Genomic DNA, 22,993 nt, shown 5'->3' with positions numbered 1-22,993 from the left:
CTCTGGCGATAGTTTCGCGCTCTTTGATCGGCCTCCCAAGCCATTGCCGGCAGCGGCTGACTGGGACATGCTTTTCGATCTGAACCAGCTCAAGGATCTTGACCAGGCGCTTCTCCGGTTTTGTCAACGGATCGGGCAGGTTTTCGTCAAGATAGGGGAATAGACTTTGCTGTACTGTTCCCATCAACCATGATACTTTGGCCTTGAGCTTCATTGGCAACCTCCTGACAGTTGTTTGGCGTCGTAACCTAACAATATCAGATGGTTGCTTCTGGGGCTCGACTTATATGCGGTTGCATCAAATACATTCGGAAGGCCGCATGTACTTTTGCAAGAAGCTCTATAGCCATAGAAATTACTGGGGCGCTTTGATGCGGCGGAAACATATTTATATATAAATCCGGATCTTCATTGAGAAATGAGTTCGCAAGCCGCCCCCTCAAAAACCTAAATAACTCTAACGATTTAATAATTTCTATTTTTTCACTTCTCTTCACTTTTCTGCTCGTAATTTATAGTCATTTTGGCTTTATTTCGAATGTCTCCGATTGTGTCAAAAGTATGCTCTTCAATTATAATGCTACTCACATCAAGACTCTTTGTATAGCTATTTACAAGTTCCCTAATCCAGCAACTAGCAACTTCACTAGGAATTTGTGATTCTACCATGGTTAAAGAAACTTCTTTCAAAGTATCAGAAAAAAACCTAGCCCTTTCTTTTCTTAAATCTTCCTGCATACTTTCTATGAATTTTATTTCTTCTTTATATTCTTTTATCAGAGATAGATAGTTTTTTTCATACTCAAAAAGGATGCCCAACCTTTCTCTTGTTTCTGAATTAGCCAATGAGTTGTTATGGCTAATAAGTATAGCTTTTTTTAAAGAATCCTTTTGTCTGGCATCAATCTGCATTTCATTAAAACAATCATCAAGTACATCAATAAAATTCCTATCTGTGTTCATTTTTTTCTCTCCAATCATTTTTTCATTAATAGAATTATTTCTACTTATTTTATTAATTTCTTTAGCTGTCAAGTTAAAGCCGTTACTAAAAATACCAACAAAACCGCTACCTGTATTCATTTTTACTCCAACCATTATATTCTGAAGTTCAACTGGTGCTTAATAAAGCCCCGCCCCGGGCTTTTTCAACGAGGTCTATCCATTGGTGATACAGATTGTTTTTCAACAACCCGCTAGATGATCCGTGAGAAGGCCAAGGGCTTCGCCAGCCTATCTTCCTAGCGGAACAAAGCCGATCACCGCCGGGCACGTCTGTCGAGGCTGCAGAAGATTTTCAGCCGTGTCGATATCCGCAACCACTGGCTCCCAAAGTCAGGAAAATTTGCACCCGAAAAACAAAACAAAAAAACGAACCGACCGCCTGACAGGCACCAAACAAAACAACATCGGCATTTCAGTTATCAACGAAGTCTCTCCCGCGCCGAATCGGCCCGGCCTGTGGAGGGATGCAACTCTAAATTAAAACTTCAGATTATGGTTTTATATTAAAACTTTTTTCTTATCACACAAACCTTTTCAGGTGTCAACATTATTTAATATGCCCTTGCTTTTCCTTCAGCTCAATACACCATTTCTGTTTATTTTTCCCGCACAACTCAGGCATGCCCTCGCCAAACAGCAGCACTGTGCTAAGCTGCGAGTCATGGCCGGCAAGCGTGTCGGCCGTCCTGCCCTTTTACCCTGCAAAGGATTTTGCCATGGCCGTTAAAATCATCATTCTGCGCCACGTGCCTGCCGATAAGGAAGAAGCACTGCGCCCTCTGCTGCTGAAGATGCGCGCGCTGGCCCATGCCCAGCCGGGTTATCTGGCGGGGGAAACCTTGGTCAATTACGACGACCCCAGCGAGCGTGTGGTCATCAGTAGCTGGAAAACGCTGGAGAATTGGAACAGCTGGCTGCGCGATCCACAGCGCATTGCCCTGCAGGATGAGGTCGACCGCCTGCTGGGACAGGAAACCCTCTACCAGATCTACTACAACGGCTGAGCCCCCCTGCGGTATCAGCCTCTTTTTTGCGTAAAGGATTCTGTTCATGCAATCAGCGATTGACGAACTGTTGCGCCGGCGGCAGCAGGCCCTCAGCGGCGGCAGTCTGGCCCAGCAGAAAAAACGCCACCTGGCCGGGCGTCTCACCGCCCGCGAACGGATCGACCTGCTGCTGGACGAGGGCAGCTTCGAGGAATTTGATCTGTTCAAGACCCACCGCTGCCACCATTTCGGCATGGAACAGAGGCACTGGCCGGGCGACGGCGTCATCACCGGCTATGGCACCATTGATGGCCGGCTGGTCTATCTGTTTGCCCAGGATTGCAGTGTCGCCGGCGGTTCTCTGTCGGAAACCCATGCTGAAAAGATCTGCAAGATCATGGACATGGCCCTGAAGAACGGCGCACCCGTTATCGGTCTGAACGACTCCGGCGGCGCCCGCATTCAGGAAGGCATCGAGAGCCTGGCCGGTTACGCCGAAATTTTCCAGCGCAACGTACTCTGTTCCGGCGTGGTGCCGCAGATCTCACTTGTTTTCGGTCCCTGCGCCGGCGGTGCCGTTTACAGCCCGGCACTGACCGACTTCATCCTGATGGTGCGAGGCCAGAGCGCCATGTTTCTCACCGGTCCCAAGGTGGTACAGGCGGTCACCGGCGAGCAGGTCGACAGCGAACAGCTTGGCGGCAGCAGCGTGCATTGCCGCCGCAGCGGTGTGGCCCATCTGGAGGCCGCTAACGAACAGCAGGCCCTCGATCTGACGCGACAGCTGTTGAGCTACCTGCCCCAGAACAACCTGGCCAGCGCGCCGCCGCTGCCAACTGACGATCCAGCCGACCGGGTTGTGGCGGAGCTCAACAATTACCTGCCTGCCACCAGTCAGCAGCCCTACGATATGAAGCCCATTGTGCAGGCGTTGGTCGATCAGGGCAGCTTCTTCGAAATCCAGCCCGATTACGCTCCCAATTTGATTATCGGCTTCGCCCGTTTCGGCGGCACGGCGGTCGGGCTGGTGGCCAACCAGCCGGCACAGCTGGCCGGCGTACTCGATAACGATGCCGCCCTCAAAGGCGCCCGCTTCGTGCGCTGCTGCGATGCCTTCAACCTGCCTCTGGTCACCCTGGTGGACGTGCCCGGCTTCATGCCGGGCACGGTACAGGAACATGGCGGCATTATCCGTAACGGTGCCAAGCTGCTGTTCGCTTACGCCGAGGCAACGGTGCCAAAGGTCACCCTGACCCTGCGCAAAGCCTATGGCGGCGCCTACTGCGTGATGAGCTCGAAACACCTGCGCGGCGATATCAACTATGCCTGGCCAACGGCGGAAATCGCTGTTATGGGTGCGCGCGGCGCCGTCGAACTGATTTACGGCCGCCAATTAGCCGGCAACAGCGCCGCCCTGACCGAGCGCGAGCAGGAATACAACGCCACCTTCGCCACACCCTATGCCGCCGCCGAACGCGGCTACATCGATGCGGTGATTCTGCCGGAAAACAGCCGGCTGCGCCTCTGCAAGGCCCTGAACATGCTGGCCGACAAGCACGACAGCAATCCGCCGCGCAAACACAGCAACATGCCGCTGTAACGGTGAGCCCCTATGACCCTCTTCCATCTTGACAACCTGCTGCGCAACGACGGCATCGGCCTGATTTTCAGCGGCATGCTGATCGTTTTCGCCGGCCTGACGCTGATCAGCCTGTTTCTTTATCTGCTGCCGCACGCCCTGACGCTATTTGACCGGTTGCGCGCGGTGAACGCAACCACGTCAGCCACGGCCGCTGCCGTACCACCAACGGCTGGGCAGGCCCCCTTGACAGCCGCAGAGTTGCAGGCGGCCATCAGCCTGGTGGTGCATCTGGAACTGGAACGCTGCGGCGGCGAGTTGCAGCGCATCACCCTCAACCGGCGCGGCCCCGGCGCTTCCTTCTGGAATGCCCGAGGCCGCATGCGCAGTCTGTCCGACAGGAGCCCTCATGCGTAAATACCAGCTGACCATCAATGACAAGGCGGTGACGGTCACCCTCAAGGAGCTCAGTGCCGAAGCAGCCGAGGTCGAAATCGATGGGTGCAGCTACCAGGTGCGCATCGAGCAGATCCATCAGCAGGAAGCCTTCGGCCCCCAGCGCCGCAGCCTCACCGGCGCCATGCCACCCGCAGCCACGCAGCCGGCGACGGGCCCGACGTCAGCCACCGCGCCGGCCGTCACCGCGACCTCGCAGGAGGATCTGTGCGCGCCCATTCCCGGCACCATTCTGTGTCTGCATGTGGCCGTCGGCGACCCTGTTGAAGCCGGCCAGCCGCTTTACAAGCTCGAAGCCATGAAGATGGAAAACGAGATTTCCAGCCCGCGTTGCGGCACCGTGACGCAGATTCTGGTGCGCGCCGGCGACAGCGTCGCGCAGGGACAAGCCATTTTACAACTGGCCGCCCGCACACCACAGCGGCGCCAGAATGACGCCAGCGAGGGGATCTGACATGGAGCTGTTCTGCCGTTTTGTCGCCGACAGCGGTCTGGCGCATCTGGGGTGGGGGCATCTGGCGATGATCCTGATCGGCCTGCTGTTCATCGCCCTGGCCATCATCAAGGATTACGAGCCGCTGCTGCTGGTCCCCATCGGCTTCGGCATTCTGCTGGGCAATATTCCGGCAGCGGCTGGCATGGCGATAGGGGTCTACGATCCCGGCAGCGTGTTGTCATACCTGTATTTCGGCGTCAGTCAGGGCATCTACCCGCCACTGATCTTTCTCGGCATCGGCGCCATGACCGACTTTTCCGCCATGCTGTCCAACCCCAGGCTGGTGTTGCTCGGTGCCGCCGCCCAGATCGGCATCTTTCTCACCCTGGCCGGCGCCCTGCTGCTCGGCTTTAGTCCGCAGGAGGCTGGCGCCATCGGCATCATCGGTGGGGCCGACGGACCGACGGCCATCTTTCTGTCGGCCAAGCTGGCACCCCATCTGCTCGGCTCCATCGCTATCGCCGCCTATTCCTACATGGCGCTGGTACCGGTTATCCAGCCACCCATCATGCGTCTGCTGACCAGCCCGGCCGAACGCCGCATCCGCATGAAACCGCCACGGCAGGTCAGCAAACGGGAACGCATTCTCTTCCCCGTCGGCGCCTTTTTGATCTGCGCCCTGATCGCGCCCGGTTCCATGGTCCTCATCGGCATGCTGCTGTTCGGCAATCTGCTCAAGGAAAGCCTGGTGACCGATCGACTGGCCAACACGGCACGCAACGCCCTGATCGACATTGTCACCATCGTGCTGGGCCTCAGTGTTGGCGCCAGCACCAGCGCCGACCATTTTCTGCGGCCACAATCGCTACTGATCTTCGCCCTCGGCGCCCTGTCCTTCGGCATCGCCACTGCTGGCGGCATCCTCTTTGCCAAGTTCATGAACCTGTTTTTGCGCGACAAGATCAATCCGCTGGTTGGCGCCGCCGGGGTGTCAGCCGTGCCCGACTCAGCCCGCGTGGTCCACAATATGGGACAGAAGGAAGATCCGACCAATTTCCTGCTGATGCACGCCATGGCACCCAATGTCGCCGGCGTTATCGGTTCGGCCATTGGCGCCGGCGTGCTCTGGACGCTGCTGGCCCGCTGAACGATCTTCATTACCGCCACGGTTGGGGTGGCAGCACTGCGCTGTCCTCGATCCTTGCCTGCGCAGCACCGTCACCAAGGCAATACTGGCACAAAAAAAACCCGCCACCAGGGCGGGTTTTTTTGTGGTTCTTGATGAACGGCGCCGGAATTACAGGGCGTCGATAATGGCGTTGTAGGTCGCACTCGGCCGCAGAGCCGCAGCAGCCTTGGCATCGTCCGGCATGTAGTAGCCACCGATGTCCACCGGGCTGCCCTGGCAATCGATCAGTTCCTGATCAATCTTGGCAGCGTTGTCGCTCAGAGCCTTGGCCACCGGCGCGAAACGGGCCTGCAGAGCGGCGTCCTTGCTCTGGGCGGCCAGGGCCTCGGCCCAGTACAGGCTCAGCCAGAAGGAGCTGCCACGATTGTCGATTTCCTTCACCTTGCGGGAAGGCAGCTTCTGGTTTTCCAGGTATTTGCCGATGGCGGCATCCAGGGTTTCAGCCAGCACGGCGGCCTTCTGGTTACCCTCGTTGGCGGCGATCATCTCGAAAGACGGCACCAGGGCGCAGTATTCGCCGAGGGAATCCCAGCGGTTGTGGCCCTCTTTGAGGAACTGCTCGACGTGCTTGGGCGCGCTGCCGCCAGCGCCGGTCTCGAACAGGCCACCACCCGCCAGCAACGGCACGATGGACAGCATGCGTGCCGAGGTGCCCAGCTCCAGGATCGGGAACAGGTCGGTCAGGTAGTCACGCAGCACGTTACCGGTGGCGGAGATGGTGCTTTCGCCGCGACGGATGCGCTCAACGGAGAAACGCATGGCCTTGACCGAATCCATGATGTGGATTTCGACACCAGCCGTATCGAACTCGGGCAGGTACTTGTTGACCTTTTTGATAATCTGGGCGTCGTGGGCGCGGTTCTCGTCGAGCCAGAACACCACCGGCTGACCCGAGGCCTTGCCCCGCGAAACCGCCAGCTTCACCCAGTCCTTGATGGGAATGTCTTTCGCCTGGCAGGCGCGAAAGATATCGCCCTGCTCCACGGCCTGTTCCATCACCACCGCGCCGGCGCTGTTGACCAGGCGGATCACGCCCTTGCCTGCTGCGATGAAGGTTTTATCGTGGGAACCGTACTCCTCGGCCTTCTGTGCCATCAGGCCGACGTTGGACACGCTGCCCATGGTGGCCGGATCGAACTGGCCGTTGCGGTTGCAGTCCTCGACAATCTCGCGGTACATGAGGGCGTAGCAGCGGTCCGGCACCATGGCGATGGTGTCCTGCAGCTCGTCCTGCTTGTTCCACATCTTGCCGCCGTCACGCACCACGTTCGGCATGGAAGCGTCGACGATCACGTCGTTGGGCACATGCAGGTTGGTGATGTTCTTGCGTGAATCGACCATGGCCAGTTTGGCCTGGGTCTCGTAGCAGGCGTTGATATCGGCTTCGATCTCGGCCTTTTTGTCAGCCGGCAGCTTGTCGAGCTTGTTGAGGATATCGCCCAGACCCATGTTGGGATTGGCGCCGATCTCCTTGAGGGTGGCAGCGTGCTTTTCCAGCGCGTCCTTGAAGTAAACGGACACGGCGTGGCCGAACATGACGGGGTCGGATACCTTCATCATGGTGGCCTTCAGATGCAGCGACAGCAGCACGCCCTTCTGCTTGGCCTCGGCGGCGGTAGCAGCGTAAAACTCGCGCAGTTTGGCCACGCGCATCACCGAGGAATCAAACACCTCGCCGGCGATCAGCTTCAGGCCTTCCTTGAGCACGGTCACCTGGCCAGCGGCATCGACAAATTCAAACTTGATGACGTCGTCTTTTTCCATGGTGACGGATTTCTCCGTCGCGTAGAAATCGCCCTCTTCCATATGGGCCACGCGGCACTGGGACTGACCGGGCGCCGGCCAGGGCTTCATCATGCGATGGGGATTCTTCTGGGCGAAGGCCTTGACCGAAGCGGCGGCGCGGCGGTCGGAGTTGCCCTCACGCAGCACCGGGTTGACGGCACTGCCCAGGCACTTGGCATAACGGGCCTGCAGTTCCTTTTCCTCAGCCGTGGTGGCCTCTTCCGGATAATCCGGCAGTTTGTAACCCTTGCCCTGCAGTTCCTTGATGGCGGCCTTGAGCTGGGGCACCGAGGCGCTAATGTTGGGCAGCTTGATGATGTTGGCTTCGGGCTTCTTCACCAGTTCGCCCAGTTCGGCCAGAAAATCGGCAATGCGCTGATCTTCGGTCAGGTAATCGGCCATATTGGCGATAATGCGACCGGCCAGGGAGATATCCTTGGTTTCAACCTCGATACCGGTTCCCTTGGTGAATGCCTGCACAACCGGCAGGAATGCGTAGGTTGCCAAAGCCGGAGCTTCGTCAATTTTCGACCAGATAATCTTCGACATGATCTCTCCTTGGTTTAGTTGCCACATGAACACTTGAGGCCCAGCCACGGTGCGAACCTCAACCCGTCAAATTCCAGAACTTCGTGCAGGGCAAAAGCCTGCCGCGAAAAAATATAAAAAACGCATTTTCAGCTAGTTAAAGCCCCGCCAAACCCTAATCAGGCGCGAAACAACGCTGTATACAGTATGCAAAGCCCGAACGACTGTCAAGCACTTTTGCCGGCAACCGGCGGCAGTCTGCCATCCAGCAGATCGGCGATTTCCGGCGCCAGACCAATGTAACGCGCCGGGGTCAGCTCGCGCAGGCGTTCCCGCGTCGCCTCGTCGAGGTCCAGACGATCGATGAAGGCGTGCAGGATGGCAGCATCGATCTGCTGGCCACGGGTCAGCTCTTTGAGTTTCTCGTAGGGGTTGGCGATGCCGGCGGCGCGCATCACCGTCTGAATCGGCTCGGCCAGCACCTCCCAGGCGCGGTCAAGATCGGCCGCCAGCACCGCCTCGTTGAGCTTCAACTTGCCCAAGCCCTTGAGCAGCGAGCGGTAGGCGATGAGGCTGTAGCCAAAGCCGACCCCCATGTTGCGCAGCACGGTGGAGTCGGTCAGATCGCGCTGCAAGCGGGAAATGGGCAGTTTGGCCGACAGATGGCCGAACAGGGCGTTGGCCAGGCCACAGTTGCCCTCGGCGTTCTCGAAATCGATGGGATTGACCTTGTGCGGCATGGTCGAGGAACCGATTTCGCCCTTGACGGTTTCCTGGCCGAAATAGCCCAGCGAGATATAGCTCCAGATGTCGCGGGTCAGATCAATGACGATGGTGTTCCACCGCATCAGCGCGTCAAACAGCTCGGCCATGTAGTCATGCGGTTCGATCTGGGTGGTAAACAGGTTTTGGCGCAGACCCAGCTCGTCCTCGATAACCGTACGGGCCAGCTCCGGCCAGTCGAGCTCGGGGAAAGCACTGACATGGGCATTGAAATTGCCAACCGCGCCATTGAGCTTGCCCAGCAACTCCACGGCATCGCTGGCCTGGCTCTGCCGTTGCAGGCGGGCGGCAAACACCGCCAGCTCCTTGCCCAGGGTGGTGGGTGAAGCCGTCTGGCCATGGGTGCGCGCCAGCATGGGCACGGCGCGGTAGCGGTGGGCCCGCTCGGCCAGTTCGGCAATGATCTGCTGCTGCAGTGGCCGCATCACCGCCAGACCGTCGCGCAGCATCAGGGCATGAGACAGATTGTTGATATCCTCGGAGGTGCAGGCAAAATGAATCAGCTCACTGACATCGGCCAGGCTGGTGGCGGCGATCTTCTCCTTGAGATAGTATTCCACCGCCTTGACATCATGGTTGGTGGTCCGCTCCAGCGCCTTGATGCGCTCGGCCTCGGCCGGACTGAACTCGGCAACCAGGGCGCGCAAGCGGGTCTCCTCCGCCGGGGTCAGGGCGCGGCAGGCGGTAAACTCCGGATGGGCGGCCAGCGCCAGCAGCCAGGCAACCTCAACCTTGACGCGGTTGCGCATCAGCGCATATTCGGAAAAACATTCGACCAGCGGGGCAACCTTGTCGGCATAGCGCCCGTCGATGGGACTGATGGCAGTAATCATGAAATACTCTCCTTGGTGGGAAAAAAATGAAGCGCACTATACCCTGCCACCGCGCCCCAGGCAAGACCGGCGGCGCCGGCAAAACCTCTTGCATCGGCCGGGGCCACCGTTAAGATGAGCAGCCGTCGTCCGCTTCTCTTACAGCCCTCTTTTCTTCTAACAGGAGGTTGCCGATGCTCACCGGCCATCCACCCTTTGTCCTTGATCCACGGCTGGCAGCCGACTGCCATGTGCTCGGCAGCACCCCGCACAGTGAAGTGCTGCTGCTGGACAACGCCCTGCTGCCCTGGCTGATCCTGGTGCCGCGCTGCCGGCACAGCGAAATCATCGATCTGCCCGGCGAACTGCAGCGGGCCGTGCTCGACGAAATTGCCCAGCTCAGCCGTTTCGTCCGCCAGCATTTTGCCTGCGACAAGCTCAACACCGCCACCATCGGCAATATCGTCCACCAGCTCCATATCCACATCGTCGGTCGCCGCACAGACGACTGTTGCTGGCCGCAGGTGGTCTGGGGCCAGCAGCAACGCCAGCCCTACGCCCTTGACCGCGTCATTCAGCTGCGCGATCGGCTGGCCGGCGAACCCGGCCTGCAACTACGTCGCAACAGCGAGCTGCGTGACAAAGCGCTTCAAAACAGTTGTGCAAATTCTTGATTTTTAAGAACAATTACCTTGTTCGGCCGGCCGAACAAGCCGAACCGCAGCGCAATTCCAATAAAAAAAGCACCCCGCCATGACAGGGTGCTTTTTTTATTGGAACAGAAACGGGCGGCTGCCGACTACTTGATCCACACCGTCTGAATGTTGACGAACTCCTTGATGCCGTAATGCGACAACTCCCGGCCGAATCCCGAGATGCCGACACCACCAAACGGCAGGCGGGGATCGCTTTTGACCATGCCATTAACAAATACGGCGCCGGCACGAATCTGACCGGCCAGAACCTCACCGCGCGAGCGATCACGCGTCCAGACCGAGCCGCCCAGGCCAAACTCGGTATCATTGGCGACCAGCAGAGCCTCAGCGGCATCCTTCACCCGGATAAAAATGGCGACCGGGCCAAAGAACTCCTCGCTGTAGGCCGGCATCCCCTTGCAGACGCCGGCGAGAATGGTCGGCGGATAGAAGGCCCCCTGGCCGAGGGGCTCACCACCCAGCTCAATGCGGGCGCCAGCCGCCACCGAGGCCTGCACCTGAGCATGCAGTTCGTGCATCAGATCCTCGCGCGCCTGCGGCCCCACCTGGGTGCGCTCATCCAGCGGATCACCCACCTGCAGCGCGGCCATGTTACGGCGGAACCGCTCCAGAAAGGCCTCGTACACTGCCTCCACCACAATAAAACGCTTGGCCGCAATACAGCTCTGCCCCGAATTGATGCAGCGGGCCTTGACACCAACGGCGGCGGCCTCGTCAAGATCGGCGTCTTCCAGCACGATAAAGGGATCGCTGCCGCCCAGTTCCATCACCGATTTCTTGAGCATGGCGCCCGATTTCTCGGCCACCTTGCGACCGGCGATATCGCTGCCGGTGAGGGTGGTGGCCACCACCAGCGGGCTCTCGATCACCCGGTTGACCTTGGCCGAACCGATCATCAGGCTACGGAACAGGTTGGCCGGGAAGCCCGCCTCGACAAACACCTGCTCAATAGCCAGGGCACAACGCGGCACGTTGGAGGCATGCTTGAGCACCCCGGCATTGCCGGCCATCAGCGCCGGTGCGGCAAAACGGAAAACCTGCCAGAAGGGAAAATTCCACGGCATCACCGCCAGCACAATGCCCTGGGGCCGAAAGGCCACATAGGAGGTGCCGGCATCACTGGCAATGGGTTCCGGCGCCAGCATCTTTTCCGCGTTTTCGGCGTAGTATTCACAGACCAGGGCGCATTTTTCTATCTCCGCCCGGCCCTCCACCACCGGCTTGCCCATTTCCTCGGCCATCAGGCGGGCGTAAAGATCGCGCTGCTGACGCAGCACGGCGGCGGCGCGCAGCATCAGGGCCTTGCGCTCAGCAAAGGAGGTTATCCGCCAGGCCAGATAGTCGGCATGAACCGCCGCCAGAGTGGTGTCAATCTGGGCGTCACTCCATTCGTCAAAGGTTTGCAGCAGTTCACCCGTTGCCGGGTTGAGGGATTCCAGGGCCATAGTCCAACCTCCTTCTGTGCCACGAGGGCTGTTTAAATTTCATGTCACGAGCAAGCCAGTACCTGATGAAGTCGCACAAAACCTCCGTCTTTAGCCTGAGGCAAAAAGCGCCACACGCCAGGCGCACAAGACGAAGCCATGAGGCGTACCGCTATCAGGCGAAGCCGCGCGATGGTGGCCGCAACACAACCGTTGGCGCGTTTTTGCGCCGCCATCAATAGCCGCCAAGAAACAGCGGATCAATTCTGCCCGACCAGGGGAGCAAATTCAAGGGCCAAGCCCCGCTTCCCCAGCGAACCAAACCGGCCGGCAGCAGAACCACGCCGGTCCGTGGCCGGGCTTTTGCGTTGACAGGGCCGGCCGGCCTTCCTATAACTGAAGACCGTGCCGCCCTCCCTGGCGGCACCTTTTTTCACCGGTTTTTCAACCCGCACCAGATCCGTTTTTCGGAAAGGATTGCTCCATGACCGCAATTGAGCACCACCGCCTGATCATTCTCGGTTCCGGCCCGGCCGGCTACACCGCCGCTCTTTACGGCGCCCGCGCCAATCTCAATCCGCTGCTGATCGCCGGCCTGCAACCCGGCGGCCAGTTGACCACCACCACCGAGGTCGACAACTGGCCTGGCGATACCGACGGTGTACAGGGCCCGGAACTGATGGAACGCATGCGCCGTCATGTCGAGCGGTTCGAGGCGCGCATCGTTGACGATCAGATCGTCAAAGCCGATCTGAGTCAGCGCCCCTTCGTGCTGACCGGCGACAGCGCCAGCTACAGCTGCGACGCGCTGATCATCGCCACCGGCGCCTCGGCCCGCTATCTCGGCCTGCCGTCGGAGGAGGCCTTCAAAGGCCGCGGCGTGTCGGCCTGCGCCACCTGCGATGGCTTTTTCTATCGCAACAAGCCGGTAGCCGTTATCGGTGGCGGCAACACCGCCGTGGAAGAAGCCCTTTATCTGGCCAATATCGCCTCCCATGTCACCGTTGTCCATCGGCGCGACCAGTTCCGCAGCGAGAAAATTCTGGCCGACAAGCTCAAGGCCAGGGCGGCGGAAGGCAAGGTCACCATCGAATGGTTCCACGTGCTTGATGAGGTGCTGGGCGACAACAGCGGGGTCACCGGCATGCGCATCAAGGATGTGCGCAGCGGCGCCACCAAGGACATCGCCCTTGATGGGGTTTTCGTTGCCATCGGCCACGCCCCCAACAGCGCCATCTTCGACGGCCAGCTCGCCATGGATAACGGTTACATCAAAACCCGCGGCGGCAATGATGGTTTTGCCACCCAGACCAGTGTGCCCGGCGTTTTCGCCGCCGGTGACGTGCAGGATCATATCTACCGCCAGGCCATCACCTCGGCCGGTACCGGCTGCATGGCGGCACTGGACGCCGAACGCTATCTCGACGGTCTGCAGGGCTAGACACGTCCCTCAGCGGTCAACCCCGGGGTGCCGCAACAAGGAGAAGTCCGGTTGGATATCAAACGCCTGTTCGACAGCATCGGCCTGAACGGCACCCGCTGGCAGTGGCGCATCCTGCGCTGGCAACGCCAGTGGCAGCAAGCCCGCCAGGGCCAGGCCAGCCTGCCCGAGGCCCTGTCCGTCAGCCGCCTGTTGCTGCTGGCCAATCTGCTGTTGTTTTCCGTCATGGTGCTGCGCGGCGCCGCCCTAGGTCAGGGCATGAACGCCTTGCTGCGCCCGACCACCGAACTACTGGTCCTTTCCGGCGGCCAGTGGTGGCCGCTGGTGCTCGACCAGGGTCAGTGGTGGCGCTGCCTGACCTATGCCTTCACCCACGGCGGGCTGCTGCACCTGGGCTTCAACATGATGGTGCTCTACCAGGTGGGACCGCAGTTGGAACGGGAAATCGGCAGCGCCGGCTTTATCCTGCTCTACCTGTTGACCGCCGTGACCGCCACCGCTGCGGGATTATTGTGGCATCCGCTGGTGGTTGTGGTGGGAGCGTCAGGCGCCCTGTTCGGCCTGATCGGCTTTTCCATCAGCTATTTTCACCGCTGCGGCGGTCCCATGGCCCATGCCCAGCGCGATTTCATGCTGCGTTGGGCTATCTTTGCCTTCATCTTCGGCCTGCTGGTGGGAGCCGACAATGCCGCCCACCTTGGCGGCGCCTGCAGCGGCGCCCTGCTCGGCTTCGGCTACCCCATCCGCCTGCAACGGCGCCGCCAGCTGGCCGGCCCCTTGAATCTGCTGGCTGGCCTGGCCGGCCTGGCGCTGCTGGCCAGCCTGGTCCTGCTGGTGGCCAGCTGGTTTTAACCGCTGCGGGAGCCCTCTTCATGGCCAAGGACAAATATCCGGTCACACCGGCCATCCGCCTGCTGAAACAGCAGGGCGTGGCCTTCGAACCCCATCTGTATCCCTATGAGGAACGCGGCGGCACGCGGGTGTCGGCGGCAGCGTTGGGGGTGGAGGAACATGCCGTCATCAAAACACTGGTGATGGAGGATGACCTCAAGCAGCCGCTGATCATCCTGATGCACGGTGATCGTGAGGTATCGACCCGCGAACTGGCCCGCCAGACCGGCCGCAAGAGCATCAGCCCCTGCAAACCCGAAGTGGCCGACCGCCACAGCGGCTATCAGGTGGGCGGCACCTCGCCCTTTGCCACCCGCAAGGTACTGCCGGTGTATGTGGAACAGAGCATCCTGCAATTGCCCCGCATCTACATCAACGGCGGCAAGCGCGGTTTTCTCGTCAGTCTGGCCCCCGCCGAGCTGGTCCGCCTGCTACAGCCCACCCCGGTGCAGGTCGCGCAGGCACCCTGACCGGCAGAGTTCTTGCGCCAGCGCAACCGGCCTGCTCTGCACTCGCCCCCACGTCTTCACGGAGGTTGCCCATGGAATCGCACTCTGCCCTGCAACCGCTGTTGCATCAGGCCGCCGAGGCCCTGCAGCAGGCCCAGTGTCTGATCATTACCGCCGGCGCCGGCATGGGCGTCGATTCCGGCCTGCCCGATTTCCGCGGCGATCAGGGCTTCTGGACCGCCTACCCCATGTACCAGCGCCTCGGCATCAATTTCTACAGCGCCGCCAATCCGGTGCACTTCAGCCGTGACCCCGCCTTTGGCTGGGGCTTCTACGGCCACCGGACCAACCTTTACCGCGCCACCCGCCCTCACGCCGGATTTTCCCTGCTGCACCAATGGGCCAGACGCTTCGCCCTGCCCTGCTTTGTTGTCACCTCCAACGTCGACGGTCAGTTCCAGCAGGCCGGCTTCAGCGAAGACAAGCTGCTGGAGATTCACGGTTCCATTCACCATCTGCAGTGCAGCCGACCCTGTTCACAGGCCATCTGGCCCAACCGCGAGATCTTCGCTATCGACGAGACCAGCATGCGCTGTCACCAGGTGCCCCATTGCCCGCAGTGTGGCGCGGTGGTGCGACCCAACATTCTGATGTTCAATGATTTCTGCTGGATCGATGAGCGGTCGGCGGCGCAGGAGCGGGCCTTCGACCACTTTTTGAGCCAGCAGCGCCAGCACCGCCACCGCCGCCTGATCATCGAACTGGGCGCCGGTACCGCCGTGCCGAGCATCCGCCGGCTGAGTCTGCAGCTGGCCGAGCAAGCGGATGACCGGGTGGTGCGCATCAATCCGCGCGAACCCCAGATCGCCGCGCCGCATCTGTCGCTGCCACTGGGCGCCCTGGCGGCACTACAGGCCATTGATCAGCTGTTGCCGGCAGGCTGAGGCTCGGCGGCAACAGGTCGCCGCCCCGCTCCAGCAGATCCGCCAGACAGAGATCGCCCAGCAGCTGACCACTGTGACCGTACCAGCGCTGCAACAGTTCCTGTACCGCAGCATCGCCACAGGTCGGCGGCGCGCTCTCCAGTAATGGCGCCAACAGCACCTGCCGCGCCGCCACCAGCGGCACAATCCGCCCCTCGTCGCCGGTCTCCAGCTGGCCGATCAGCCCCTGCCGCTCCAGCCACAGCAATGCCGCCAGCGCCGCATCCTCGGGCTGTTCACTGTGCTGCACCAGCTGCTCGCGCGTCCAGGGCGGCTGGCCCAGGGTAAAACGGCGATGCAGCGGCAGCAACAGATTGAGCTGCACCGCTGCGGCCGGTGACGCCACCACCGGCACCGCGGCTGCCCCCAGCAAGCGATCAAGCCGCTGGCGCTGCTGCCACACCCGGCTCAGAGCCACACCGATCAGGGTAATGGTCCAACTCAGATAGAGCCAGACCATGAACACCGGCAGGGCTGCCATGGTGCCGTAAATGGCGTTGTAGCGCGACACGCCGAACTGAAAGGTGACATACAGCCACTGGCTCAGCAGCCACAGACTGCCAGCACAGGCGCCACCAAGCAGGGCCGCCGGCAGCGGCACCCGCGTATTGGGCATGAACAGATACAGGAAGGCGAAGGCCAGGGCGATAGCGACAAAGGGCAGCACCTCGAACAGCAGCACCAGCACTTCCCCCAGACCGGGGCGCTGCAGCAGCCATTGCACCACCTGCTGGTTGCGCACCGAATTGCTCATCGACAGGGCCGCCAGCAGAAACAGCGGACCGAAACTGAGCACGGAGAAGTAGTCGGCAAAGCGGCGCAACAGGGAACGCGGCGCCGATACCTGCCACAGGGCGTTGAAAGCCTTTTCAATGGTGGTCAGCAGAAACAGCACCGTCAGGGCGAGAGCCGCCAGACCGACCGCACCAAGGCGGGCGACATTGGTGTTGTTGATGTAATCGATCAACCACAGAGCCACCTCCTGCGAGCCACCGGTCAGATGGCGCAAAATCAGCGGTTCCAGGCTGTTGTGTACCCCCAGGCCCTTGAGCAGGGCAAACATGATGGCCAGAAAGGGGACCAGCGCCAGCAGGCTGTTGAAGGTGAGGGCCGCGGCCTTTTCGCGGCCGTTGTGCCGCTGAAACAATAGATAACTGCCCAGCAGCAGACGCAGCGGCAACGGTCCCTGCCGCAGGGTCTCGGCGAGGTTGCCACGCCAGAGCCGTGCCAGACGCTGGCGGAGGGGTTCAGCCATGACAAGCCTCCTTGGTCGCGGTTGTCGGGCCACTCTGCTCTAGCCCAGCATATCCTCAATCAGCGGCCGCACCCGCTCGATGCAGGCCCGCCCTTCGGCAATGGCCTCGTCGGCGCGGTGGAATTCGAGCAGGCCGATCTGCGCCAGCCGCGGCGCCACCAGCAGATCGGGCGGATCGCCGGCCATGCGGCTGCGGGTGATACGGTCCTGGGTGATGTTGACCGAACCGGCCAGGGTTTCGAAGATGTTGGGAATGCGGGGTTTGCCGCGCTGCTGGCCGAACAGGCTGGCACCATTGAACAGGCTGCTGGAGTAGGCCCGCAGGGTATGGCGGACCTGGGCCGCCAGACCGCGCAGGCCCTCTTCGTCCTCCGCCAACCCGACGGGTTGAGGCGCCTCGTCCTCGGGAACAATCTCGGCAGCGAAGGTCCGCTGGGAGAAATGCTTGCCAACGATATCGCCGTTGAGATTGACGGCGATAACCAGATCGGCCCCCAGCGCCCGGCACAGCGAGATGGGCACCGGGTTGACCAGACCACCATCGACCAGCCAGCGATTGTCATGGGCCAGCGGTGGGAACAACCCCGGCAGAGCGATGGAAGCCTGCACCGCCTTGAGCAGCGCTCCCCGGCTGAACCAGATTTCGCGGCCGCTTTCCAGATCCGTCGCAACGCAGGCGAACTGGCGCGGCAAATCCTCGATCTGCAGATCCTCCGTCCCCAGGGTCTGGCCCAGAAACGCCTGCAGCCGTTCCATGTCGATAAAGCCGTTCAGCGACAGATTCAGTTCGAAAAAACCCGCCACATCCAAGCGCGACAGGCCACGCACCCAGTCTTCCAGCGCCGGCAGACGATCGACCGCCCAGGCCGCCGCCACCACACTGCCAATGGAGGTGCCACAGACAATCTGCGGCTCAACCCCCAGCTGCGCCAGGGCCTGGATCACGCCGATGTGACTCCAGCCGCGCGCCGAACCGCTGCCCAACGCCAAAGCGATCCGCGGCTGCCGGGTACTGGACCGGCGCCGGCGCGGCAATGGCCGCTCGCCGGCACCGGCCTCTTCAGTAATGGGGTGGTTTTTCCTGCTCATCGCCTGCTCCTTGCGCCGCCAGCGCACTGGCGCCAACCGCCTGACTCAGGCGACAGGCCAGTTGCCGGCACAGCTGCTCCAGATGATACAGCTGCTGTTGCTGAGCACTGAGCTGCTCGCCAAGCTGCTGCAGCTGGTGTTCCTGAAACGCTACCTGGGTCTGCAGCGCGATCAAGGGATCTTCTGTCATCTTCCACCCGTCTCCTTTCAAGGCCCACTTCGTTGATCGGTTTGTGTGCCAGCATAGCACAGATTGGCGCGAAGCCTGGTCCGCTGTGCCGCCGGCCTTTTTGTGGCAACCCTCGGTCTGCCGGCAAACGATGAAAGACGATTAGCGTCCGCCGTCCGATCTGGTATAACTGGCGGCATCCGATATTCCGCGCCCCGGCGCCCTGTCTCTGGAGACTCCCATGAACTACTGGCTGCTCAAGACCGAACCCTCCTGTTTCGGCCTGGCCGATCTGCAGCAACGGCCGGACCAGCGCGAGCCCTGGGACGGCGTGCGCAACTATCAGGCCCGCAACCTGCTGCGCGATGCCATGCACGTTGGCGACCAGGCCTTTCTCTACCATTCCAGCTGCAAGGTGCCGGCTGTGGTGGCCATCGTCGCAATCGTCCGCGCCGGCTACCCGGATCCAACCGCCTTCGATCCGCAATCGCGCCACTTCGACCCGGCCAGCGATCCGGCCGCGCCCCGCTGGTATCAGGTGGACATCCAGCTGCTACGGCCCCTGCGGCGGCCAATTTCCCTGACCGAACTGCGGCAGCGGCCGGAACTCGACGGTCTCGAGCTGCTGCGCCGCGGCAGCCGTCTGTCGGTACAACCGGTGGCCGAGCGCCACTGGCATGCCATCATGGCGCTGGAGGACGCCGGCAATGCGCGCTGAGCCCCAGCACCATCCAAGCGGGTTTTTCTGGCTGTTGTGGATACTGCTGGCGCTGGCCAGCGTGGCTCAGGCCGACAGCGAGGTTTTGCGGGTAACGCCGGCCAAGCGGCTGCTGACACTGGAAGGCTACAGCCGCGCCTGGCAACAGGCCACCCTGGCGGCCGAGGTCAGCGGTCGCATCACCGAAGTCAACTACGAGGTCGGTCAGACGCTGGCGGCCGCGCCGCTGGTCGCGATCGACCCGACCTTCATCGATCTCGATCTTGCCCAACTGCACAGCGACCAACGGGCCCTGCGGCTGGCCCACGCCAAGGCCGAACGCCTGAGCCGCTTTCTGGAACAGGAATACCAGCGCCATCTGGCTCTGCGCGACAGCGGTGGCGTCGCCCGCGCCCGCTTCGACGACATCAGCCAGCAACGCGATCAGGCCCGGCTGGAACTGGACGCCCTGGCCGAGCAGCAACAACGGCTGCAGATTGAGCAGCAGCGGCTGGAACAGCAGCGGCGCCGTCATCAGCCGCAGGGGCCGGCCGGCTGGCAAATCGTCGAACGGCTGGTCAGTCCCGGCGACTGGGTCACCAGCGGCAGCCCGCTGCTGCGAGTGGCGGACTATTGCCGTCTGCTGGTGCCGCTACAGGTCACCGCCGAGGAGCGCAGCGCCCTGCTGCAGCAGCTGCAGACCGGTCCGCTGGCGGCCGAACTGGCCGGTCAGCCGGTGCGCTGTTGTCTGTACAGCGACAACCCGGCCTTCGACCCCACCAGCCGCAAACGGCAGCTGACCCTGGAGATTCTCGCGCCGCCCTGGCCGCGCGGCGGCGATCTGCTGCAACTGGCTCTGAGCCTCGACGATGGCGGCCTGCAGCTACCACTGGCGGCGCTGGAGCGCGCCTTCGAGCAGCCACGCGTGCGCCGCGCCGACGGCCAGTGGGTGCCGGTACGGCTGCGCGAATTACGTGACGGTGAGGCCCTGATTGATGCCAGCGACCAGCTGCCCGCCGGCACGCCGCTGGCCAGGCTGCGGGACTAGGCCATGGCCGGCCATCCCCTGCGCCCGTTAGTGCGCTTCACCCTCAAGCAGTCGGTCTTCATCAACATCGTTTTCGTTATTCTGATGGTCAGCGGCGTCTACAGCCTGCTGACCACACCAGTGGAAAACCTGCCGCCGGTGGATATCGGCAAGGTGATGATCACCACCGTCTATTACGGTGCCAATGCCGAGGACGTGGAACAGCTGGTCACGCGCGAGATCGAGGACGCCCTCGACGATCTCGACAATGTCGAATACATCCAGTCCAATTCCCTGCGCAACGTCTCGTCGGTATTGGTGAAGTTTCTCGACGATACCGACTATCAGAACCAGTACGACGAACTGCGCTTCCGCGTGCTCAACATCCGCAGCCAGCTGCCAGCCACGGTGGACGACCCGCTGTTCACCTACATTGACACCAAAACCTGGATTCCGGTCATTGTCGCCAACCTCAGCGCCGAACTGCCCAACCGCAGTCTCAAGGCCCTGGCCGAAGCGCTGCAGGGCGAGTTGCAGAGTATCGACGGCGTGCAGGAAGCGCGCATCGACGGCGACCAGACCCAGCAGTTCGAGGTCCGTCTCGACCCCGAGCAGCTGCGCCGCTATGGGGTGTCCTTCGGTCGCGTCTGCCAGGCCATCGCCGACGCCAACGGCCCGGTGCCGAGCGGCCGGTTCCGCCAGGGCGCTCACAACCTGCTGCTCGACAGCGGCGCAACCTTCGCCAGCCAGCAGGCGGTCCTCGACGTGGCGGTGCAACTGGGTGGCGACCGCCAGGCCCTGCGGGTGCGCGACCTGGCGGTGGCGGCCGAGGTCGATTACCGTGACCCCGATGTCATCAGCTCCATCAACGGCCGCAATGCCATCCGCCTGCTGGTCCACAAGGAGGATCGCGCCAACGCCGTCGATATCGCCAACACCGTGCGTCAGCGGGTGGCCGCCTTCGATGCCCGCCATGCCGATCTGGCCATTGAAACGGTGCTGACCTACGATTCGACCATCGAGATCGACGATTCGGTGCGCACCCTGGGTGGCAACATGGTGCTGGGCATGGCTCTGGTGACCCTGGTGCTGTGGCTGACCCTGGGCCTGCGCAATGCCCTGCTCACCGCCATCGGCATTCCGTTTTCCTTTCTGGCCACGCTGATCCTGATCCGCCTGACCGGTCAGTCCATCAACACCATCAGCCTGTTCTCCTTTGTGCTGGTGTCCGGCATCATTGTCGATGATGCCATCGTGCTGGTGGAGAACATCTACCGTCATCTGCAACTGGGCAAAAGCCGCACAGCCGCCATTGTCGATGGTACCAGTGAGGTATTCCTGCCGGTGGTCAGTTCGGCGCTCACCACCATCCTGGCCTTCATCCCGATGCTGATCATGAGCGGCAGCACCGGCGAATTCTTCAGCGTCATTCCCAAGGCCGTCAGCTTTGCCCTGTTTGCCTCCCTCGTCGAGGCGCTGTTCATTCTACCACTGCATGTGCGCGATTTCGGTCCGGCACCACGCCAGCTGGCCGCCGGCCGCGCCCGCACAGGTCCGCACGAGGATTTCCACCATCTGCGGCAGGGCCCCTTCGCCTTCTTCTGGCGCTTCTACCAGCCCCTGCTGCAGCGCCTGCTGGCCTGCCCCGGCCGCAGCCTGCTGCTGGGTCTGGCGCTGTTCGGCGTGGCACTGGCCATCATGGGATTGTCCCTGTCGGGCCGGCTGCCGCTGATCAAGATCAAGTTCTTTCAGGACAGCTATCTGCGCTACCACGTTGCCCTGCAGCTGCCGGCCGGCACCGCGGTGGAACAGACCGACCGGATTGTACGCGACATCGCCCACCATCTGTACAACCTCGGTCCCGGCCAGACCCTGGCCGCCAGCGGCAGCGCCGGTTATCTGGAGGACCGCGACTATGCCGTTCACCGCGCCCAGCACTATGGGCAGGTGGTGGTCACCCTGCCACCACAGGAGCAACGCGCGCTGCCGGGCGGCAACGATGCGGTCGACCGCTATATCGACCGCATCCATGATCAGTTGCAGCAGTATTGCGCGGCCCACGCCGCCGACTGGGGCCTGCGGCCGCAACTCAACGTGTTCGGCGAGAATACCGGCCCACCCACCGGCAAGGCCGTCAATATCCGCCTGACGGCGCCGGAGCTGGCCCAGGCCCAGGCGGCCAGCACCGCGCTGCTCGACTGGATGGGCCAGAGCGCGGAGCTGGCCGACCTGATCAATCTGGAGGATGACCGCAGCAGTCTGCAGCCGGTGTTGCGCTTCACCGTCGATCCCCAGCGGGCGGAGGAATTCGGCGTGGCCACAGGCAGTATCCAGCAGCTGGTGGCCAGTGCCCTCAATGGCTGGCCGGCCGGCATGTACCGTACCGCGGACGAGGAAATTGATCTGCTGGTGCTGCTGGCACGCCAGCAGGAGGATGGATTGGGGCTGGCCGACGCCCGCGCCGTGCTGCGCACACCGGTGATCGAGGATGATCGCGGGCCGCTGCGGCTGGAGGAACTGACCCGGCTGGAATGGGCCCAGGAGGCCGATGTGCGACGGCGCTACAACGGCCGCTCGAGTGTCACCCTGACAGCCGACATCCGCGCCGGCTCGTCGTTGTCGGCCAGTCGCGTGCAGCATCTGGTCAGTGGTCGTCTCGACCAGCTGCGCCGCCAGTTCCCCGCCGTCAGTGTCGCCTTCGGCGGCGAATTCGAGAGTACCGGCCGGGCCTATCGTTCGCTGGCAGCAGCCTTCGTCATCGCCCTGCTGGCCATCTATCTGGTGCTGGCCACCCAATTCAACGACTACCTGCAGCCGGTCATCATCCTGTCGGCCATCGCCTTCGCCTTCATCGGCGTGGTGTTCGGTCTGCTGCTGAGCCGCACGGTGTTTACCATCAGCAGTTTCATGGCCGTCATCGGTCTGGCCGGGGTCGCGGTCAACGATTCGCTGATCCTGATCGACTTCATGAATCAGCAACGCCGTCATGGCCTGGCGCTGTTGCCAGCGGTACTCAGCGCCTGCAGCGCCCGCATGCGGCCGGTACTGATTACCACCCTCACCACCCTGCTCGGCCTGCTGCCCATGGTACTGGGCATTCCCTACAAATCGGTGACCTGGGCACCCATGGCCACGGCCTTCGCCTCCGGCCTGGTGAGCGCCACCCTGCTGACCCTGCTGCTGATCCCGGCGGAATATGTTCTGCTGGAAGGCGCCAAGACCCGTTGGCGCCGTTGGCGGACAGGCAACCGGCGGCAGTCGCGCCCGCCTGGAGGGAGAAAAACCGTCTGAGC

The 22,993-nt window shown here is 61.8% G+C and carries 21 protein-coding genes; 13 read left to right on the top strand and 8 right to left on the bottom strand.

The genetic code is table 11. The features are described 5' to 3' along the window. The coding region (locus BLR80_RS03890) for a hypothetical protein (RefSeq protein WP_216095166.1) at window positions 1-214 on the bottom strand (214 nt) is incomplete at its 3' end. Between the two features lie 269 nt (window positions 215-483). After that, the gene (locus BLR80_RS03885; protein ID WP_143012075.1) at window positions 484-1,083 is read right to left on the bottom strand and encodes a hypothetical protein; all 600 of its coding nucleotides are present in this window, start codon (window positions 1,081-1,083) and stop codon (window positions 484-486) included. Window positions 1,084-1,721: 638 nt separating this feature from the next. Between BLR80_RS03885 and BLR80_RS03880 the strand changes: the two genes are divergently transcribed. From BLR80_RS03880 to BLR80_RS03860, 5 genes are read left to right on the top strand one after another with little or no spacing between them, the layout of a single operon-like run. Continuing rightward, the gene (locus BLR80_RS03880; RefSeq protein WP_171906302.1) at window positions 1,722-2,009 is read left to right on the top strand and encodes an antibiotic biosynthesis monooxygenase family protein; all 288 of its coding nucleotides are present in this window, start codon (window positions 1,722-1,724) and stop codon (window positions 2,007-2,009) included. Window positions 2,010-2,055: 46 nt separating this feature from the next. Continuing rightward, complete coding sequence (locus BLR80_RS03875; protein ID WP_092076441.1) at window positions 2,056-3,591, top strand: acyl-CoA carboxylase subunit beta; 1,536 nt, start codon at window positions 2,056-2,058, stop codon at window positions 3,589-3,591. A 12-nt stretch (window positions 3,592-3,603) separates the two neighbouring features. Next, complete coding sequence (locus tag BLR80_RS03870; RefSeq protein ID WP_092076439.1) at window positions 3,604-3,987, top strand: OadG family protein; 384 nt, start codon at window positions 3,604-3,606, stop codon at window positions 3,985-3,987. After that, entirely contained in the window at window positions 3,980-4,480 is a 501-nt protein-coding gene (locus BLR80_RS03865) for a biotin/lipoyl-containing protein (protein WP_171906301.1), read from the top strand. The genes BLR80_RS03870 and BLR80_RS03865 overlap by 8 nt, the downstream gene beginning before the upstream one ends. A gap of 1 nt (window position 4,481) precedes the next feature. Continuing rightward, window positions 4,482-5,609 carry a sodium ion-translocating decarboxylase subunit beta gene (locus BLR80_RS03860; RefSeq protein ID WP_092076435.1) on the top strand — a complete coding sequence of 376 codons (1,128 nt, stop codon included), beginning with the start codon at window positions 4,482-4,484 and terminating at the stop codon, window positions 5,607-5,609. A gap of 150 nt (window positions 5,610-5,759) precedes the next feature. Here BLR80_RS03860 and BLR80_RS03855 read toward each other — a convergent pair whose 3' ends face one another. Both BLR80_RS03855 and purB read right to left on the bottom strand, forming a co-directional pair. Then, window positions 5,760-7,985, bottom strand: coding sequence for an NADP-dependent isocitrate dehydrogenase (locus BLR80_RS03855; RefSeq protein WP_092076433.1), 2,226 nt, complete (start codon window positions 7,983-7,985; stop codon window positions 5,760-5,762). Window positions 7,986-8,191: 206 nt separating this feature from the next. Then, on the bottom strand, window positions 8,192-9,580 hold the full coding sequence (gene purB, locus BLR80_RS03850; protein ID WP_092076431.1) for an adenylosuccinate lyase: 1,389 nt from the start codon (window positions 9,578-9,580) through the stop codon (window positions 8,192-8,194). Between the two features lie 173 nt (window positions 9,581-9,753). Between purB and BLR80_RS03845 the strand changes: the two genes are divergently transcribed. Continuing rightward, a complete protein-coding gene (locus BLR80_RS03845) occupies window positions 9,754-10,233 on the top strand; it encodes an HIT domain-containing protein (protein WP_092076429.1) in 480 nt (159 codons plus the stop codon). A gap of 125 nt (window positions 10,234-10,358) precedes the next feature. Here BLR80_RS03845 and BLR80_RS03840 read toward each other — a convergent pair whose 3' ends face one another. Continuing rightward, on the bottom strand, window positions 10,359-11,720 hold the full coding sequence (locus BLR80_RS03840; RefSeq protein ID WP_092076427.1) for an NAD-dependent succinate-semialdehyde dehydrogenase: 1,362 nt from the start codon (window positions 11,718-11,720) through the stop codon (window positions 10,359-10,361). 463 nt (window positions 11,721-12,183) lie between these two features. Here BLR80_RS03840 and trxB point away from each other — a divergent pair, with 463 nt between their 5' ends. The 4 genes from trxB to BLR80_RS03815 all read left to right on the top strand — a co-directional run bounded on the left by trxB (window position 12,184) and on the right by BLR80_RS03815 (window position 15,424). Continuing rightward, a complete protein-coding gene (gene trxB / locus BLR80_RS03830; protein ID WP_092076423.1) occupies window positions 12,184-13,140 on the top strand; it encodes a thioredoxin-disulfide reductase in 957 nt (318 codons plus the stop codon). A 51-nt stretch (window positions 13,141-13,191) separates the two neighbouring features. Continuing rightward, entirely contained in the window at window positions 13,192-13,992 is an 801-nt protein-coding gene (locus BLR80_RS03825; RefSeq protein ID WP_092076421.1) for a rhomboid family intramembrane serine protease, read from the top strand. Window positions 13,993-14,012: 20 nt separating this feature from the next. Next, window positions 14,013-14,501, top strand: a complete 489-nt coding sequence (gene ybaK / locus BLR80_RS03820) for a Cys-tRNA(Pro) deacylase (RefSeq protein WP_092076419.1) — start codon at window positions 14,013-14,015, stop codon at window positions 14,499-14,501. A gap of 71 nt (window positions 14,502-14,572) precedes the next feature. After that, a complete protein-coding gene (locus BLR80_RS03815; protein ID WP_092076417.1) occupies window positions 14,573-15,424 on the top strand; it encodes an SIR2 family NAD-dependent protein deacylase in 852 nt (283 codons plus the stop codon). Here the strand turns inward: BLR80_RS03815 and BLR80_RS03810 are convergent. From BLR80_RS03810 to BLR80_RS03800, 3 genes are read right to left on the bottom strand one after another with little or no spacing between them, the layout of a single operon-like run. Then, window positions 15,324-16,718: a YihY/virulence factor BrkB family protein gene (locus tag BLR80_RS03810; protein WP_092076415.1), complete on the bottom strand. Its 1,395-nt coding sequence runs from the start codon at window positions 16,716-16,718 to the stop codon at window positions 15,324-15,326. The two genes, BLR80_RS03815 and BLR80_RS03810, sit on opposite strands and share 101 nt — an antisense overlap. A 39-nt stretch (window positions 16,719-16,757) precedes the next feature. Beyond that, window positions 16,758-17,807: a patatin-like phospholipase family protein gene (locus BLR80_RS03805; RefSeq protein WP_092076413.1), complete on the bottom strand. Its 1,050-nt coding sequence runs from the start codon at window positions 17,805-17,807 to the stop codon at window positions 16,758-16,760. Then, on the bottom strand, window positions 17,779-17,997 hold the full coding sequence (locus BLR80_RS03800) for a SlyX family protein (protein WP_092076411.1): 219 nt from the start codon (window positions 17,995-17,997) through the stop codon (window positions 17,779-17,781). The genes BLR80_RS03805 and BLR80_RS03800 overlap by 29 nt, the downstream gene beginning before the upstream one ends. A 220-nt stretch (window positions 17,998-18,217) precedes the next feature. On the opposite strand from BLR80_RS03800, the gene BLR80_RS03795 reads away from it, so the two are divergent. Genes BLR80_RS03795 through BLR80_RS03785 form a run of 3 tightly spaced genes read left to right on the top strand, consistent with a single transcriptional unit; the run spans window position 18,218 to window position 22,991 of the window. Next, window positions 18,218-18,694 carry an EVE domain-containing protein gene (locus BLR80_RS03795; protein ID WP_092076409.1) on the top strand — a complete coding sequence of 159 codons (477 nt, stop codon included), beginning with the start codon at window positions 18,218-18,220 and terminating at the stop codon, window positions 18,692-18,694. After that, a complete protein-coding gene (locus BLR80_RS03790) occupies window positions 18,684-19,721 on the top strand; it encodes an efflux RND transporter periplasmic adaptor subunit (protein ID WP_092076407.1) in 1,038 nt (345 codons plus the stop codon). The genes BLR80_RS03795 and BLR80_RS03790 overlap by 11 nt, the downstream gene beginning before the upstream one ends. Window positions 19,722-19,724: 3 nt before the next feature. Then, window positions 19,725-22,991 carry an efflux RND transporter permease subunit gene (locus tag BLR80_RS03785; RefSeq protein WP_092076405.1) on the top strand — a complete coding sequence of 1,089 codons (3,267 nt, stop codon included), beginning with the start codon at window positions 19,725-19,727 and terminating at the stop codon, window positions 22,989-22,991. Window positions 22,992-22,993 lie beyond the last annotated feature (2 nt).

Origin of the sequence: Desulfuromonas thiophila, from assembly GCF_900101955.1 — a bacterium.
GTDB classification, from domain to species: Bacteria; Desulfobacterota; Desulfuromonadia; order Desulfuromonadales; family Desulfuromonadaceae; genus Pseudodesulfuromonas; species Pseudodesulfuromonas thiophila.
This window is presented reverse-complemented; position numbering and strand designations above follow the sequence as displayed.